At 29.1% G+C, this 18,055-nt stretch carries 17 protein-coding genes; 13 read left to right on the plus strand and 4 right to left on the minus strand.

Annotated elements, in window-relative coordinates; translation table 11 throughout:
- The 6 genes from ACN5J4_RS05210 (at nt 1) to ACN5J4_RS05235 (ending at nt 6,085) form a co-directional block, all read left to right on the plus strand.
- Nucleotides 1-1,467, plus strand: a complete 1,467-nt coding sequence (locus tag ACN5J4_RS05210) for a SusD/RagB family nutrient-binding outer membrane lipoprotein (RefSeq protein WP_418651054.1) — start codon at nt 1-3, stop codon at nt 1,465-1,467.
- Nucleotides 1,468-1,590: 123 nt separating this feature from the next.
- Nucleotides 1,591-2,688: a diphosphomevalonate/mevalonate 3,5-bisphosphate decarboxylase family protein gene (locus ACN5J4_RS05215; protein WP_418651055.1), complete on the plus strand. Its 1,098-nt coding sequence runs from the start codon at nt 1,591-1,593 to the stop codon at nt 2,686-2,688.
- 11 nt (nt 2,689-2,699) lie between these two features.
- A complete protein-coding gene (locus tag ACN5J4_RS05220; protein WP_418651056.1) occupies nt 2,700-3,194 on the plus strand; it encodes a toxin-antitoxin system YwqK family antitoxin in 495 nt (164 codons plus the stop codon).
- A gap of 52 nt (nt 3,195-3,246) precedes the next feature.
- Complete coding sequence (locus ACN5J4_RS05225; protein WP_418651057.1) at nt 3,247-4,173, plus strand: mevalonate kinase; 927 nt, start codon at nt 3,247-3,249, stop codon at nt 4,171-4,173.
- A 12-nt stretch (nt 4,174-4,185) separates the two neighbouring features.
- The gene (locus ACN5J4_RS05230) at nt 4,186-5,103 is read left to right on the plus strand and encodes a geranylgeranylglycerol-phosphate geranylgeranyltransferase (RefSeq protein ID WP_418651058.1); all 918 of its coding nucleotides are present in this window, start codon (nt 4,186-4,188) and stop codon (nt 5,101-5,103) included.
- 46 nt (nt 5,104-5,149) lie between these two features.
- Nucleotides 5,150-6,085 (plus strand): pseudouridine synthase, encoded by a 936-nt coding sequence (locus tag ACN5J4_RS05235; protein ID WP_418651059.1) that lies wholly within the window; start codon nt 5,150-5,152, stop codon nt 6,083-6,085.
- Between the two features lie 51 nt (nt 6,086-6,136).
- On the opposite strand, the gene ACN5J4_RS05240 is transcribed toward ACN5J4_RS05235, so the two are convergent.
- The 3 genes from ACN5J4_RS05240 to ACN5J4_RS05250 form a co-directional block, all read right to left on the minus strand.
- On the minus strand, nt 6,137-6,502 hold the full coding sequence (locus tag ACN5J4_RS05240; RefSeq protein ID WP_418651060.1) for a heavy-metal-associated domain-containing protein: 366 nt from the start codon (nt 6,500-6,502) through the stop codon (nt 6,137-6,139).
- A gap of 11 nt (nt 6,503-6,513) precedes the next feature.
- Nucleotides 6,514-8,772: a TonB-dependent receptor gene (locus tag ACN5J4_RS05245; RefSeq protein WP_418651061.1), complete on the minus strand. Its 2,259-nt coding sequence runs from the start codon at nt 8,770-8,772 to the stop codon at nt 6,514-6,516.
- 103 nt (nt 8,773-8,875) lie between these two features.
- Complete coding sequence (locus ACN5J4_RS05250) at nt 8,876-9,289, minus strand: HYC_CC_PP family protein (protein WP_418651062.1); 414 nt, start codon at nt 9,287-9,289, stop codon at nt 8,876-8,878.
- Between the two features lie 94 nt (nt 9,290-9,383).
- Between ACN5J4_RS05250 and ACN5J4_RS05255 the strand changes: the two genes are divergently transcribed.
- The 7 genes from ACN5J4_RS05255 (at nt 9,384) to rodA (ending at nt 17,103) form a co-directional block, all read left to right on the plus strand.
- The gene (locus ACN5J4_RS05255; RefSeq protein ID WP_101917683.1) at nt 9,384-9,848 is read left to right on the plus strand and encodes a GAF domain-containing protein; all 465 of its coding nucleotides are present in this window, start codon (nt 9,384-9,386) and stop codon (nt 9,846-9,848) included.
- Between the two features lie 69 nt (nt 9,849-9,917).
- Nucleotides 9,918-11,444, plus strand: a complete 1,527-nt coding sequence (gene purH, locus ACN5J4_RS05260; RefSeq protein ID WP_418651063.1) for a bifunctional phosphoribosylaminoimidazolecarboxamide formyltransferase/IMP cyclohydrolase — start codon at nt 9,918-9,920, stop codon at nt 11,442-11,444.
- A gap of 81 nt (nt 11,445-11,525) precedes the next feature.
- Complete coding sequence (locus ACN5J4_RS05265; RefSeq protein ID WP_418651064.1) at nt 11,526-12,554, plus strand: rod shape-determining protein; 1,029 nt, start codon at nt 11,526-11,528, stop codon at nt 12,552-12,554.
- 19 nt (nt 12,555-12,573) lie between these two features.
- Nucleotides 12,574-13,395 (plus strand): rod shape-determining protein MreC, encoded by an 822-nt coding sequence (mreC, locus tag ACN5J4_RS05270; RefSeq protein WP_418651065.1) that lies wholly within the window; start codon nt 12,574-12,576, stop codon nt 13,393-13,395.
- Entirely contained in the window at nt 13,388-13,894 is a 507-nt protein-coding gene (gene mreD / locus ACN5J4_RS05275; protein WP_418651066.1) for a rod shape-determining protein MreD, read from the plus strand. The genes mreC and mreD overlap by 8 nt, the downstream gene beginning before the upstream one ends.
- A 67-nt stretch (nt 13,895-13,961) precedes the next feature.
- A complete protein-coding gene (mrdA, locus tag ACN5J4_RS05280) occupies nt 13,962-15,845 on the plus strand; it encodes a penicillin-binding protein 2 (protein ID WP_418651067.1) in 1,884 nt (627 codons plus the stop codon).
- Nucleotides 15,826-17,103, plus strand: a complete 1,278-nt coding sequence (rodA, locus tag ACN5J4_RS05285) for a rod shape-determining protein RodA (RefSeq protein ID WP_418651068.1) — start codon at nt 15,826-15,828, stop codon at nt 17,101-17,103. Before mrdA ends, rodA begins: the two co-directional genes overlap by 20 nt.
- A 682-nt stretch (nt 17,104-17,785) precedes the next feature.
- Here rodA and rpsT read toward each other — a convergent pair.
- Nucleotides 17,786-18,037, minus strand: a complete 252-nt coding sequence (gene rpsT, locus ACN5J4_RS05290) for a 30S ribosomal protein S20 (RefSeq protein WP_260586913.1) — start codon at nt 18,035-18,037, stop codon at nt 17,786-17,788.
- Between the last annotated feature and the right edge of the window lie 18 nt (nt 18,038-18,055).

Raw genomic sequence — 18,055 nt, forward strand, 5'->3', positions numbered from 1 at the left:
ATGAGAAAAATATATAAACAAGGAGTTTTAGCGTTAGCTATCTCTTCATTATTAGTGACTAGCTCTTGTGGTAACTTAGAGTCTTTAAACACTGATACAAAAGCATACGAGCAACCTATAGCTGAAGCTTTGATGAGTAAAGCACAGCAATCTTCGAATTATTTTTTACATAACGCAAGTGTAAATGATAATAACTTTAGAAAATATGCTCAACAATGGACATCATCAACTTATTTTGATGAAGACATCTATAATCAAGAGAAGAGAGATTTGGGTAGTAGTTATTTCAGTTCTTTTTACATTGGTGTTTTACCTAATCTATATGATGCTAAAAAATTTATTGAACTCCAAGAAACATTTTCTTCAGATGAATTAGCTGTTAAAAATAATAAATTAGCAATTATTGAAATTCAAATTGTTAATGCTTACATGACACTTGTAGATATTTTTGGAGATGTGCCATACAGTGAAGCTATAGATTTACTGAACTTTCCTACTCCTAAATATGATGATGCAGAGACTATTTATTTAGACTTAGTTGACAGGATAACGTTAGCAATTAACTCATTGGATACAACTAATGGTAGTTTTGGTAATGCTGATTTGATAAATAAAGGAAATGTTAGTAAATGGAAAAAATTAGCTAACAGTATCAAACTAAAAATGGCACTTCATTTATATGACATAGACGCTTCCAAATCTAAACAATTAGCGGAAGAAGCATACGCGTCTGGTGTTATAGATAATAATGCAGATAATTCAATTATGTTTTATATGCCAAATACTAACGAAGCTAATCCTGCTTATACTACATTAGTTGAAGAGTCTTCATTAATTCCTACATCATACTTAATACAGATTTTAAGTTCAAAACAAGACCCTAGATTAGATGTGTTTTTAGACCCTACTAGTAAAGTTGGAGGTCAATATTTAGGAGCATCATATGCACAAGGTGGAGTTCACGCAAACTTATCTACACAAGGAACTAAAATAAAAGCACAAGATTCAGATGGTATTATTTTTGACTACGCTGAAACTTCTTTTCTTTTAGCAGAGGCTGCTAGTAGAGGTTTTTCTGTAGGAGGAAATGCCGCAACTCATTATGAGAATGGTATAAAAGCAAGTATGAATTATTGGGGTGTTTCAACTGCTGATACTAATACATATTTAGCTAGAACTGACGTTGCTTTCAGTACTGCTCAAGGAACAGATATTCAAAAAATTGCACAACAATTATGGATAGCATATTACAATAGAGGTTTTGAAGCTTGGACAGAATATCGTCGTTTAGACTATCCTATTTTAACAGCCCCTATAAATGCTGTTAATGATGCTCAAGGTAAAGTTCCTACAAGAGTTATTTATCCTTCTAGTTCAAGAGTAAATAACAAAGCTAATTATGAAGCTGCTGCAGCTAAAATTGGAGGAGACAAAATGACTACCAAAATATTTTGGGATGTTAATTAATATAAAGAAATAATATCTTTCTTTACCTAAAAAGGCTGTCTGAAAAGACAGCCTTTTTTTCGTTGTTAAATAACTGCTACAAAACATATCTTTACATATCTTTGTTTTTAAATAGCCGAAAAATTGAACACAGCAGATTTTATTTCAAAAAAAACATTAGAAACAATTATAAACGCAAGCTATACATGGCAAACACCGAGTAATATTGCTTTGGTAAAATATTGGGGAAAAAGCGAACCGCAAATCCCTAAAAATGCATCTATCAGTTTTACGCTAAATAATTGTCATACAATTACAACAATTGATTTTGAAAAAATACCAACAATAACAGGAACATCAAAAAGTAGAACTGCTACTTTTGAATTATTTTTTGAAGGAAAAAAGAAAGACGATTTCAAACCTAAAATTGCAAAATTCTTCGAAAGAATACAAGAATACTGTCCGTACATCTTAGACTATAAAATGATGATTTATTCTGAAAATTCATTTCCACATAGTAGCGGAATTGCATCATCTGCCAGTGGAATGAGTGCTATTGCTATGTGCTTATTGAGTTTAGAAAAAGAATTAAACCCTAATTTAACAACTGATTTCATTAATAAAAAAGCGTCTTTTTTGGCTCGTTTAGGCTCTGGAAGCGCTAGTAGAAGTATTGAAGGTCCCTTAGTTGTTTGGGGAAAACATCCTGAAATTAAAGGTAGTTCTGATTTATATGGTGTTAAATATCCTAATAAAGTACACCCTATTTTTGAAAATTATTGTGATACTATATTGTTAGTCGACAAGGAAGAAAAGCAAGTTTCTTCATCTATTGGGCATAACTTAATGCATAATCATCCGTATGCAACACAACGTTTTAAACAAGCTAATGATAACTTAAATCAAATATCTAAAATTCTACAAAATGGAAACATTAAAAAATTTATTGCATTAGTAGAAAGTGAAGCCTTAACGTTACATGCTATGATGCTTACAAGTAACCCGTATTTTATTTTAATGAAACCAAATACTTTAGAAATTATTAATAAAATATGGGAATATAGAGAACAAAATAATAGTAATATATGCTTTACCTTAGATGCTGGTGCAAATGTTCACGTACTATATCCTAATTCAGAAAAAAAAGAAATCGAATTATTTATAAAAAACACTTTAAGTAATTATTGCCAAAAAAAACAGTATATTACTGATACAGTAGGTTTAGGTTCTAAAAAAATATAATTTAAAACAACATGAAAACTACAACATTATTAATGTTAATGATTGTTGGTTTGTTAACTACGGTAGTAAGAGCTCAAGAAACAATTTGGTTTAATGAGAATTGGATACAAACTACTAAAGAAAATCACAAATATTACAGACCAAGCCCTAAAAGAATAAAAAAAGGTTTCTGGATTGTTGATTATTATAAAAATGGTCAAATTCAAATGGAAGGTTATAGTGAGATCAAAAAAATAAACCAAGAAAAATTTGATGGTCTAGTTTTATTTTACCACCAAAATGGTAAGCCTCATTATGTTGCAAATTATAATAAAGGAAAATTAGAAGGAGTTATAAAAGTATTTTATAATACAGGTCAATTAAAAGAACAAGGAAAATATAGTAATCATAAAAGAGAAGGCGTATGGAAAACGTTTTATAAAAATGGAAAAATAAAAACAAAAGGAAAATATAGAAACAATGAAAAAGTTGGTGTTTGGAAAACTTTTTACAAAAACGTATACTAGTTTGTAAGCAAACACTTTTACTTGTACATTTGTTTCGAAATTTAAAATAATTATGAAAGGACCTTTATTTTATGCTAAGATATTACTCTTTGGCGAATATGGAATTATAAAAGACTCTAAAGGGTTAGCTATTCCTTTTAATTCGTATAAAGGTGTTTTAAAAAAAACCAGTAATTTAACTGGTGAAGCTGAAAAATCAAACAAAAGTTTAAAGATATTTTATAATTACCTATATAAATTAAACTCAAATATAGTTTCATTTGATTTAGTTTCATTTAAAAGTGATATTGATAGCGGTATGTACTTTGACTCATCTATACCACAAGGCTACGGCATTGGTAGTTCAGGAGCATTAGTTGCCGCTATATATGATAAGTACGCTAATAGCAAAATTACTGTTTTAGAAAACTTAACACGTGACAAACTGTTGGTTTTAAAACAGGTGTTTTCTTTAATGGAATCATTTTTTCACGGTAAAAGTTCAGGACTAGACCCTTTAAACTCATACTTAAGTTTACCTATTTTAATAAATTCAAAAGAAAATATTGAAGCGGCAGGAATACCTTCACAAAAAAAAGGAAAAGGAGCTGTTTTTTTACTAGATTCTGAACAAGTAGGTGAAACTGAACCAATGGTTAACATTTTTATGAATAAAATGAAAAACGAAGGCTTTAGAAAAATGCTAAGTGAAGAGTTTTCATTACATACTGATGCTTGTATAGATAATTTTTTACAAGGAGATATAAAATCATTATTTGGAAACGTAAAAAAATTATCAAAAGTTGTTTTAACAAACTTTAAACCTATGATTCCTACAGCTTTTCATAAAGTTTGGGAAAAAGGAATTAAAACCAATGAGTACTACTTAAAACTTTGTGGTTCTGGTGGTGGTGGTTATATTTTAGGCTTTACTGAAGATTATGAAAAAGCTAAAACAAGTTTGAATGGTTATAAATTAGAATTGGTGTATCGATTTTAATTAATAGACACCATGAATAGATTAAAAATTAATAAAACAATAAAAAAAACACTTAGTCTTCTATCAGTTATTAGAGGTTATAATATTTTAGTTTTAATAGCAGCCCAATATTTGGCTGCTATTTTTATTTTTTCAGATTACAAGTCAATAAAACCAGTACTTTTTGACTGGCATTTATTATACCTCGTTATAGCAACAATTTGCGTAGTTGCTTCTGGGTATATTATTAATAATTTTTACGACAAAGATGCCGATAAAATAAATCGACCTATAAAATCAAACTTGGATTCTTACGTAAAACAAGAAACTAAATTATCATTATACTTTACATTAAACTTTGTAGGCTTTATCTTCGGATGGCTTGTTTCATGGAGAGCTGCTTTATTTTTTGCAGTCTATATATTCGGAATTTGGTTTTATTCTCATAAATTAAAAAAACACCCATTTATAGGTTTAATAAGTGTTACCATTTTAACGATACTTCCTTTTTTTGTAATTTTTGTACACTACAAAAACTTCTCTAAAGTAATTTTTGTACATGCAATATTTCTTTTTTTAATTATACTTATTCGAGAATTAATAAAAAATTTAGAAAATATTAAAGGTGCTATTATTAATAATTATAACACATTTCCAGTAAAATATGGAGAAAAAAAAACAAAGAAACTAATCATTTTGTTAATGATTTTAACCTTATTACCAATAGGTATTTTATTTAATTATCCGGCAATTGAGTATATGAAATACTACTTTTATTTAGCTGCAATTGTTTTAGTTATTATTGGATTTTATACTTGGACAGCTACAGAAACAAATCAATATCGTCTCTTACACAATATATTAAAAATATTGTTATTAATAGGAGTGTTTAGTTTATTATTTATAGACAAGTCTTTAATTTTAGATAAAGTGGTTATTGCTTTAGATTAAAAATCAAATAATTACTGTACCTTTGCTTGTTTATTAAAATAAAATTATGAATTCAAAAAACTCGTCGAGAGGACGACAGGCTGACAAGAACAGCAATCCTCGTGAAAAAAAACCATTTAGATCTGAAAAAACTGAGAAAAACGATAGACCTGTTAGAAAATCATCAGAAAAACCAAGATTTGCAACCAGCTCTTCTGATAACAAAAAACAGTTTAAAAAAGATTTTAAAAAACCAGCAGCCAAAGCAAATGAGCAAGTAAGCAATGACGAAACTGCTGGAATTCGTTTAAATAAATACATTTCTAATTCAGGAATTTGTTCTCGTAGAGAAGCCGATACCTATATTGAACACGGTAGTGTTTTTGTAAACGGAAAATTAATGACACAAATGGGCTATAAGGTACAACCTACCGATGAAGTTCGTTTTGATGGATCTTTAATTTCAATTGAAAAGAAACGTTACATCTTATTAAACAAGCCTAAAAACTATATTACTACCATGGAAGATGAACGTGGTCGTAAAACAGTTATGGAACTTGTAGATAATGCAACCAAAGAACGTATTTATCCTGTTGGAAGATTAGATAGAAACACTACTGGTTTATTATTATTTACAAACGATGGTGAGTTAGCTAAAAAATTAACACACCCAAAGCATAATGTGCGTAAATTATACCAAGCTTCTTTAGATAAGAAATTATCTATATCAGATTTAGATAAATTACGTGGTGATGTTATTATTGAAGGTAAAAAAGTTTTTATTGATGCCGTTTCTTATGTAGAAGGTGAAAGAAAAACAGAAGTTGGTATTGAAATACATTCTGGAAGAAACAGAATTGTACGTAAAATATTTGAAAACTTCGGATACGCAGTTACAAAACTAGATCGTGTTATTTTTGCAGGAATGACTAAACGTAATTTACCTCGTGGTAGATGGCGTGAGTTAACCGACCAAGAAGTAAACACTTTAAAAATGTTATAAAATTTTTTATAAATAAAAATCCCGAGTTTAAAACTCGGGATTTTTTTTGTGTTATTCTTTCTTATGATCCTCTTTTATTTCTTCACTTCTATATTTACAACATCCATGTAAATCATTATAAGCTGCTATTGGTGCTTTTACAGCCTTGGTGTCATGACCAACATTAGCTATACTTTGTTGAATTGTTTTAACATCGGTTTTACGCTCATCAACAATTAATTTTAACTCATGTGTGTTCACATTCCATTGTGCATATTTTACACCTTTACAATTTAAAGCTGCTTTCTCAATACGTCCTTTACACATCATACAAACACCATCAACATCTAAAGAAACCTTGGCATTTTTGTTCTTTTTTTGTGCCGATACAGACACACTTATCAATAAAATTACTAGTACTACTGCTATTTTTCTCATCTTATTTTATTTTAATCTATTTTAAATCTTAAACCTGCATAAAAATTACTTCCAAATATGGGTGCATATATAATTGTAGTATCAAAATTTGCACCAAATGGATTTTCACTGTCTATAATTGGATTTTGTTGTTTATAATTTGTTATATTTTCAGCACCTGCATAAACTTCAAACTTCTTTGAAAACACTTTAGTCATCTGTGCATTTACTAAATTGTAACTTTCTGAATATTCTGGCAACTGATGTGCTACTAAATTTGATTTCGTATTTGGTAATCGCTGCTCCCCTATCCAATTATAGGTTACATCAAATTTCCAATGGGCATCATTTTCTTTTTTTGATGTTTCATAAGATACATTTGCAAAAAAACGATGTTTAGCTTGTAAAGCTTTATCTAAATTCCCTGATTTAAAATCGATATTTACATCGTAATGTTTATATGAAAAACGGGTATTAAAATAAGGAATTATATTTTGATTTACCTCTAACTGAAAACTATTAGCAACGCTTTTTCCGTTTAAATTATAAAAAGCTATTTCTTGCGGATTTTCCCAATCGACCACTACTTGATTTTGAAAATCTGTTCGATAAAAATCAAAAGTAACATCTCCTTTTTTACCAAATAACTTATAACCTTGTAGAAAAGAGATACCATAATTCCATGCTATTTCAGGATTTAAACCATAAACCTCGCCTCCTTTATTTTCTATATTTAAATTTCTAGAGGATGCAAAAAACTGTTGATTTTCAGCAAAAATATTCGCACTTCTTTTTCCTCTTCCTACGGATGCTCTAAAAACTCCTTTTTCCCAAGCCGTATAACGGACGTGTAAACGTGGCGTTAAAAAAGTCCCCAATAAATTGTGAGTATCTGCTCTTATCCCAGCAGTAATACTTAAATCATCAGCATTATCATAAGCATATTCAAAAAATACACCTAATGAATTTTCTTTACGATCATAATTTTGAGCTGTGACAACTTTGACAAATTCATCATAGGTATCATACGTAAAACTAATTCCCGTTTTAAATTTATTTCTAGTATCAGAAATAATTGAATTAAAAATAACATTACTATAAAAGCTTTGGTGTTGAATATTATAATCTCTTAATCCGAAATAAGAATTTTGTTTATGATTGCTATAAGCCGCCTGAACTCCAATGTTTTGAAAAGGTAAATCAGGAAAAACATAACCTAATTTAACCGATGTATCAAAACGTTTTGTATTAATTTCACTTCCCCAAACAGTAGTAGAACCTTTATCTTTGTCAGGATTAAAATCTATCTGACCAACTTGTTTATTATCATCTAAATATCTAAAATTAATAAAGCTAATCCATCCTTTTTCGGCATCAACATATTGCCAGCGATTCATAATATTAACCTGTTTGGCTACTGGATTATCTAGAAAATTATCATTGTTTTTATCAAATTTTTGATTTCTAGAATTTCCGTGGATATAAAGCCCTGTTTGCCATTTATCGCTTACTTTTTGATTAAAATGCGTGTTAAATTCCAACCTCCCTCCTGCTGATCCATAAACATTTGCAAACAACCGATGATTTGTAAACGGTTTTACCAATTCTGCATTTATTTGCCCTGAAATACTTTCATATCCATTAACAACACTTCCTGCACCTTTGGTAATTTGAATACTTTCCACCCAAGTTCCTGGTGTAAATGAAAGTCCGAATGCTTGAGATGCACCTCGAATAGACGGAATATTTTCTTGAGTTATTAACAAATACGGACTTGTTAAACCCAACATTTGAATTTGTTTTGTGCCCGTTAAAGCATCCGAAAAATTAACATCAATTGATGGGTTTGTTTCAAAACTTTCTGCTAAATTACAACAAGCGGCTTTTAATAATTCGGCACTATTAATGGTTACTAAATTTTGAGAATGAAAATATGATTTTTCAATTCCCTTTTTTTTAGAATTAATTGTTACTTCTTCTAACGTGCTATTTTCCGTTAAAAAATGATGTATCGGTTTTAAATTATCAGTAGTATTAATCGTAATTGTATCGGTTTTAAATCCGACAAAACTCACGACTAATTTTTTATATGATTTTTCATACGGAATCGTAAACCAACCTTTTTCATTAGTAGTAACACCTACACTTGTGTCTAACCAATGAACGCTTGCGCCGTAAACGCCTAAATTATTTTTTGGATTATGTTCGTTCATAATCATGCCTTTAAATTCATTTTGAGAAAAGACAACAGTAGAAATCAGTATAAAAATACCGAATATATTTATTTTCATGATTTTATAGTATTAAATTCAACAATAATTTGTTACATATTTACTTTTCATTTCATAAAAATGACGTGAAAATTGACGTAAATACTTAATAAAAATTGCTAAATCATATAATAAAAACTTGATGAAGTATTTGAAAGTTTACCTTAAAATCTGGTGGGAAATATTGCTTATAAACAGCCTTTTCTTGCTCAATTTCTTGAAAAAATAATGTATAAAAAGTGTTAAACGCAATAAATAACTTTGCGGAATCAAAGCTTATTTTTTGTAAAGAAACTTTTTGAATATTGTCTTGTCCTTCTATTTGAGAAAGTTCATCTTTACAACATTTCTTTTTTTTATGAACCGTTTCGCAAGTATCTTTTACTACTGATGTTCCACAAGTATCTGCTTTGCCGACATAAGAAACAGCTACTAAAAAATCACCACAATAATGTTTTACCACCGTAAAAGAAAAGGTAGAAAACATCACTAGCAAAGCTAATAATAGGGTCGTTATTTTTGTAAATAGTTGTTTCATTGAAAACAAAGATACGAAAAATTTAAAAAATCAGTATTTAAAAGAATTGTTAAAACTATTTTTGTAGCTTAACTTTTACTTAAAAAATATCAAAATGAGCTTACAGAATTTACAAGAATTAAAAAGTAACATAAATAACATTGCAGAAAACAATCATTCTAAAGAAGAAAAATTACAACAAATCTGTGATTATTTAGCATCCGAAATTTCATATTATGATTGGGTAGGTTTTTATTTTAAAAATGGCGATAAAGACGAATTAAAATTAGCGCAATTCCATGGAGAACCAACCGAACACACCATTATTCCTTTCGGAAAAGGAATTTGTGGACAAGTTGCCGTTAGTAATGAAAATTTTGTGGTGCAAGATGTGAAAGAACAAGACAATTATATTTCTTGTGGCTGGAAAGTGAAATCAGAAATTGTAATTCCTATTTTTGTTGATAATCAGAACATCGGTCAAATTGATATCGATTCACATACCGCAAATGTTTTTACAGCAGATGATGAAAATCTATTAGAATACGCCTGTAAAAAAGTAGCGTTATTTATTTCATAACAAATCAAAATAATTATTGTATAAGCTTCACGCTTTTAGTAGCTTTGCGCGCTTAACAACACTGCAACAATGAACAACACAAAAACAATCAAATCTGCACTAATTTCGGTATTTCATAAAGACGGATTAGCTCCAATTGTACAAAAATTAAACGACCTAGGCGTTACTATTTATTCAACTGGTGGAACAGAAAAATTCATCAAAGAATTAGGTATAAACGTAGTACCTGTGGAAGAAGTTACTTCATATCCTTCTATTTTAGGCGGACGTGTAAAAACATTACATCCAAAAGTATTTGGAGGAATTTTAAATCGTCAAGACCATGAAGGAGATGTTGCCGAAATGAAAGAATACAACATTCCGCAATTAGATTTAGTGATTGTTGATTTATATCCTTTTGAAAAAACAGTAGCTTCAGGAGCTCCTGAACAAGATATTATTGAAAAAGTTGATATCGGTGGAATTTCATTAATTCGTGCAGCAGCTAAAAATTTTAAAGACACAATTATTGTTTCTTCAATGGAACAATATGGTGATTTCTTAAATTTAATTACTGAAACTAACGGAAACACAACAATTTCTGATAGAAAGAAATTAGCAGCAAAAGCATTTAATGTTTCTTCTCATTATGATACAGCAATTTTCAACTATTTTAATGAAGATGAAGTTGTTTACAAAGCAAGTGAAACGACTTCTAAAACGTTAAGATATGGTGAAAATCCACATCAAAAAGGTTATTTCTTTGGAGATTTAGACGCAATGTTTAATAAATTACACGGAAAAGAATTAAGTTATAATAATCTATTAGATGTTGATGCTGCTGTAACTTTAATCAATGAATTTAAAGGAGAGGCACCAACATTTGCTATTTTAAAGCATAATAATGCTTGTGGTTTTGCACAAAGAGAAACTATTTATCAAGCATATACTGATGCTTTAGCTGGTGATCCTACATCTGCTTTTGGAGGTGTTTTAATTTCAAATACTAACATAGATAAAGCAACTGCCGAAGAAATTCATAAATTATTTTGTGAAGTAGTCATTGCTCCTTCTTTTGATGATGATGCTTTAGCTATTTTAAAAGGTAAGAAAAACAGAGTGCTGTTAATTCAAAAAGAAACAGCTTTACCTACACAAACTGTTAGAACTGCATTAAACGGTGTTTTGGTACAAGATAAAGATACAATTACTGATAAATTAGAAGATTTATCTTATCCTACTGATACAAAACCTACTACTGCTCAATTAGACGATTTATTATTTGCGTCTAAATTATGTAAAAACACTAAATCCAATACAATTATTTTAGTAAAAAACAAGCAATTATTAGCTGGTGGAACAGGGCAAACAAGTAGAGTTGATGCCTTAACACAAGCAATTACAAAAGCAAAAACTTTTAATTTTGATTTAAACGGAGCGGTAATGGCAAGTGATGCTTTTTTCCCTTTCCCTGATTGTGTAGAAATCGCAAAAAACGCAGGAATACAAAGTGTAATTCAGCCAGGAGGATCAATTAAAGATCAATTAAGTATTGATTATTGTAATAACAATAATGTTTCTATGGTTTTTACAGGAACAAGACATTTTAAACATTAATCATATTCAATGTGAAATACCCGCAGATTTTAACTAGATTTGTGAAAACACATTAAAAACAAGTAAAACAACGGACTTTATATGGGATTCTTCGATTTTATGACGGAAGATATTGCAGTTGATTTAGGTACTGCAAACACACTTATAATCCACAATGGTAAAGTTGTCATCGACAATCCATCTATTGTCGCACGTAACCGAATAACAGGTAAGATTATTGCCACTGGTCATGAAGCTAGTAGAATGCAAGGAAAGACTCATGAAAATATAAAAACCATTCGTCCGTTAAAAGATGGTGTGATTGCTGATTTTCAAGCTTCTGAAGAAATGATTAAAGAATTTGTTAAGCAAATTCCAGCTATTAAAAAGAAACTTTTCCCTCCTTCATTACGAATGGTTATTTGTATTCCTTCAGGAATTACAGAAGTAGAAAAACGAGCTGTTATTGATTCTGGTCGACACATGAATGCTAAGGAAATTTATTTAATTTACGAACCAATGGCTGCAGCTATTGGTGTTGGCATAGATATTATGGAACCTAAAGGAAATATGATTATTGATATAGGAGGTGGTACTACAGAAATAGCTGTTATTGCACTTGCAGGAATAGTATGTGACCAATCTGTAAAAGTTGCTGGTGATTTATTTACCAATGATATAATGTATTACATGCGTACGCAACACAACTTACATATAGGTGAAACTACTGCCGAAAAAATAAAAATAAAAATAGGTTCAGCTACTGAAGACTTAGAAGACCCTCCAGAAGACATGATGGTACAAGGACGTGATTTACTAAGTGGTAAACCTAAACAAGTACAAGTGTCATATAGAGAAATTGCCAAAGCATTAGACAAGTCAATATTACGTATCGAAGATGCTGTAATGGAAACACTATCTAAAACACCGCCAGAATTAGCTGCTGATATATACAATACAGGTATATATCTGGCTGGTGGTGGTTCTATGCTTAGGGGTTTAGATAAACGTTTATCTAGAAAAACCGATTTACCTGTTTATATTGCCGAAGACCCTCTACGAGCAGTTGTTCGTGGAACAGGAATTGCCTTAAAAAACCTTGAAAAATACAAATCTGTATTGATCAAATAAATTATTGAATGACTATTTTATGCAACAGCTTTTCTATTTCTTTCAGAGGTATAAAAACTTCTTGTTTTTTCTATTTCTTGAAATTATTGCTGTTGCATTAATTATTAATAATAATTCTTTTCATAGAAGTAAATTTATTAGTTCCACTAATTTTATAACTGGAGGACTTTATCAAACATCATCTGACTTTTTAGAGTACCTAGACTTAAGGAAAAATAATAGAGAACTTTCAGAAGAAAATACAATACTAAAAAATAAATTATCTTTATTATATAGTGTTATTGATACTACAAAAGTATACATAGACTCTACAAATTATGCTCAGAATTTCTTATATATAAACAGTAAAATAACGAATAACACCTATAATAATATTGATAATTTTATTACCTTAAACAGAGGTTATGAACATGGTGTTACTACAGAAATGGCTGTTATCAATAGTAAAGGAATTATAGGAATAACAGATAATGTTGGTCATAAATTTACTAGAGTTCAATCTATTTTAAATTCAAATAGTAAAATAAACGCTTCTTTTAAAAATAACAATCATTATGGTACGTTAAAATGGAATGGACAAAATTTTAATACTGTTCAATTAACAGACTTACCTCGTCAAGCAATTTTTAAAATAGGAGACACTATTGTTACAGGGGGTAAATCAACTATTTTTCCTGAAAATATTTTGATAGGAACTGTTATTGATATTCCTAAAAACTTATCAGCATCTAACACTATTAATATTAAATTATTTAACGATATGACTAATTTAAGGCATGTCCAAATTGTTACAAACCTTAATAAAAAGGAAATTAAAAGCGTAGAAAACAAAAATGAATAATTCAATTTATATTATATTTTTATTTATTTTCTTACTTCTATTACAAGTACTTGTTTTAAATAATATTTTGTTTTTAGGATACATAAACCCTTATTTATACATTATTTTTGTTTTTTTATATCCTTTAAACAACAACAGATTTCCTTTTTTAAGCATAGCTTTTTTACTTGGATTATCTGTAGATTCTTTTTCAAACTCAGGAGGGATACATGCTTTTTCAATTTTGTTTATTGCTTACATAAGACTCTTTTTTATAAAAAAAATATTTAAAAAAAATGAACATGATTACTTATTATTCAGTTTAAAACAAGAAACGTTTGATAAGGTTTTTAATTATACATTAATTTTAACACTCATACATCACTTCATATTGTTTAGTTTGATTAATTTTAGCATTTATAATTTTTATAAAGTACTTATTAACACTGTTTACTCAAGTATATTTACTTTATTACTCTATTTTTTAGGAAATTTCATCTTTAAAAAAAAACTAAAATAAAGTATTATAAAAAGCATCCACTACATTATTTCACTTTAATAAAAGTGTAAAGATTAAAAAACAATAAATGAAACGAAGTTTTTTGCTCATATTTTTAATTACACTAGTAGGAATAATTTATATTGCTAGACTATTTCAACTACAAGTTATTCGTGGAGCAGACCTAAACCCTATTCAAAGTTCAGCTGTAAAAATTGAATATGATTATCCTGAACGCGGATATATATATGATAGAAACAATAAATTACTAGTAGCAAATCAATTATCATATGATGTAATGATTATTCCGAAAGATGTTGAACCTCTGGATACTACTGAGTTTTGTACACTTTTAAAAATAGATAAAAAAAGTTTTCATAAACGTTTTGAAAAAGCAAATAATTTTGCGCGTTGGTTACCTTCTGTATTCTTAAAACAACTAGCTAAAGAAGATTTTGCTTATTTACAAGAAAAACTACCAAAGTATAAAGGTTTTTATATTCAGAAACGTATTATTAGAGATTATCCTGTTAAATCTGCCGCAAATATATTAGGGTTTATTGCTGAAGTTAATGAACAAAAAGCAAGAACAAATAATTATTATGAGCAAGGTGAACTTATAGGTAAAATGGGAGTAGAAAAAGAATATGAAAAAATTCTTAGAGGTGTTAAAGGAAAAAAACGCTTTAAAAGAAATAACTTAAATAAAATTACGGGTTCCTATAAAAATGGCATTTATGATACCCTTGCTGTAACAGGTAAAGATTTAACACTTACCATTGATAGTGAACTACAACAATATGGTGAATTATTAATGTCTGGTAAAAGAGGTGGAATTGTAGCTATAGAACCTAAAACAGGAGAAATATTAGCATTAGTTACCGCTCCTTCTTACGATCCTAATTTATTAGTAGGAAGAAAACGTTCTCCTAATTCTGTAAAATTATTTAACGACACTATTAATATGCCTACTTTTGATAGAGGATTACAAGCTATGTACCCTCCTGGCTCTCCCTTTAAAATTATTAATGGTTTAATAGGTTTACAGGAAGAAGTTATTGATGAAAATTTCGGAGTGTACTGCCATCACGGATATAGGTATGGTAGTAGTCGGAATCAGTTTATGGGTTGCCATTGTGGTATAACAGGAAGACCTATTCGATTAAAAACAGCAATAGCAAAATCCTGTAACAGTTATTTCGCAACAGTATATAAAAAAATCATTGATAAATCAGGTAACCCAAAAACAGGTATGGATACTTGGAACAAGCACGTAGAAAGTTTTGGGTTAGGTAATTTTTTAGGTTATGACTTGCCTGTTGGAAGAAAAGGAATGGTACCTGATGCTGCTTTTTATAATAAATGGTATAAAAACAGATGGAGATCTACTTACACAATTTCAAATTCAATTGGGCAAGGAGAAATATTAACAACCCCAATGCAATTAGCTAACATGACAGCCGCTATTGCTAATAAAGGATACTTTCATACACCTCATATAGTTAAGAAAATTAATCATAAAAAAATTTCAGATTCTACTTATACAACTCGTAGAAACACAACTATAAATCCAAAACACTTTCCTATTGCTATTGAAGCAATGCATGAGGTTTTTACTGATGGTACAGCTAGACGATATCAAATAGAAGGTATTGAAATTTGTGGAAAAACAGGAACTGCTGAAAATAAAATTAAAATGATTGATGGAGAAAAAGTACAAGCACAAGATCATTCTATTTTTATAGCCTTTGCACCAAAAAACAATCCTAAAATAGCAATAGCTATATTTGTAGAAAATGGAGGTTATGGTTCTACCATAGCAGGCCCAGTTACAAGTCTATTAATAGAAAAATACCTAAGAAAATCAATTACTAATAAACGGCTTGAAAAACATTTGATTACTATGAGTCTTCAAAAGGAGTATGATAAATTAATTAAAAAGACAGATACACTTGCGTCAGGAACGAAATAACATTTTTGAAGGCATCGACTGGTTGCTTGTTAGCTTATATATTGTACTTGTTGGTTTCGGCTGGATGAATATTTACGCTTCATCATCTACTGATGACACTAGAGAAGTTTTTGATTTTTCTACAAAATACGGAAAACAAATAATTTTTATTTGCTTAAGCATTCCTGTTATCATTTTAATTCTTTTTTTTAACTCGAAATTTTACGAACAATTTGCAAGTGTTTTATATGTATTTTCACTAGTATTATTAGCAGGTCTATTTATTTTTGGTAAAAAAATTAACGGAGCAACTTCTTGGTATAATTTTGGAGGAATAGGTTTACAACCCTCAGAATTTGCCAAATCTTTTACAGCATTAGCGCTTGCTAAATTAATGAGTGATAGAAAATATAATTTAAAATTAATAAAGAATCAACTAAAAGCATTTGTAGTTATATTTTTACCCGCTTTTTTTATTGCTTTGCAGCCTGATATGGGTTCGGTTTTAATATATTTTGCCTTCTTTTTTGTTTTAAATAGAGAGGGGTTGAGCTTGAACTATCTTTTGTTTGGAGCTTTATCAATAATTTTATTCATTCTAACTATTTATTTTGGAGCTAAATGGATTCTTTTAACTTGCTTGCTTGTTATTACACTAGCTGTTTTTTATGGTTTTTATAAAGATCATCGTTTTTTACGTTTTAATGCTATTAAAATAATAATTGCATACGTATTTACAACGTTATTTGTATTCGGCATCGGCTATACTTACGATAATATTTTAGAACCACACCAAAAAGACAGGTTTGATATTCTTTTAGGAAAAACAACAGACCTTAAAAATAAAGGGTATAATACTTACCAATCAGAACTAACCATTAGCTCCGGAGGGTTATTAGGCAAAGGTTTTTTACAGGGCGACAGAACTCAAGGTAAGTTTGTACCCGAGCAAGAAACAGACTATATATATAGCACTATTGGTGAAGAATGGGGATTTTTAGGTAGCTCGTTAGTTATTATTCTATTTATGCTTCTTCTGTACCGAATTATATATTTATCAGAAACACAAACCAATAAATTTGGTAGAATATATGGTTATGGAATTGCCTCAATTATTTTCTTTCACTTAATAGTAAACATTGGAATGGTTATAGGACTACTACCAACAATAGGTATTCCATTACCTTTTTTTAGCTACGGAGGATCTTCTTTATGGGGTTTTACGGTGCTATTATTTATTTTTATTCGATTAGACGCTCATAAAAAATATGATTGGTAAAAGCATATAAAAATACTTTTAGAAGCTAAACACCAGCTTTTAGCACTTTGCTATTTATAAGAAACATTAACATCTATTTAAGTAATAGAAATACCTATTACCGCTATAATAACCTTTAAACATTAAAATAAAAATTCTTATAATACCATTTAGACATGATAGAAATGTAGGTTTATTATATAGATACACGACTGTTTTTTCACAATTGTAAATGTGATAAATTTTGGATTTGATCTTACTTAATTTTGTTTAAAAACTACCCTGATATTAAAAAGGAATATGAAGTATGACGAAAACTTATATTTTTTTTAATAACAGGGTTATAAAAAAGAAATAACCTATACAAAACTTGCTAAATGTAAATAAATAAGGTTTTTAATATAGTGTCAAGCTCCATAAGTTTAAATTATCAATCTACAATCAATTACTTTAATAGTAGAAAATAGCATTTGCATAATAATTTTAACGCTAAAATAAAAGCTTTTAAAGCACAATTTAGAGAGGTAAGAAATATAGAAATTTTCTGTTTAGATTGACAAAAATATACGCCTAATCACAAATTTAAGTAATGTTTATTTTTATTGATTTAGTTTCATCCTAAAAATAATATTATAACAGAAAAAACGCTTCGATAAATCGAAGCGTTTTTTAATATTTTTTTTTAAAAAAAGCTTGTAATTACTTACAAAGCCGCAACATGCTTAGCTAATTTAGACTTTAAGTTAGCTGCTTTATTCTTATGAATAATGTTGTTTTTAGCTAATTTATCTAACATAGAAACTACTGTAGAAAACATACCTTCAGCTTCTTTCTTATCTTCAGATGCCTTTAATCTTCTAACAGCATTACGTGTAGTTTTATGCTGATATTTATTTCTTAAACGCTTTGCATCGTTACTTCTAATTCTTTTAATTGCTGACTTGTGATTTGCCATTATACTAAATTCTTAATT

The sequence above is a fragment of the Tenacibaculum aestuariivivum genome (genome assembly GCF_964507685.1).
GTDB classification, from domain to species: Bacteria; Bacteroidota; Bacteroidia; order Flavobacteriales; family Flavobacteriaceae; genus Polaribacter; species Polaribacter aestuariivivum.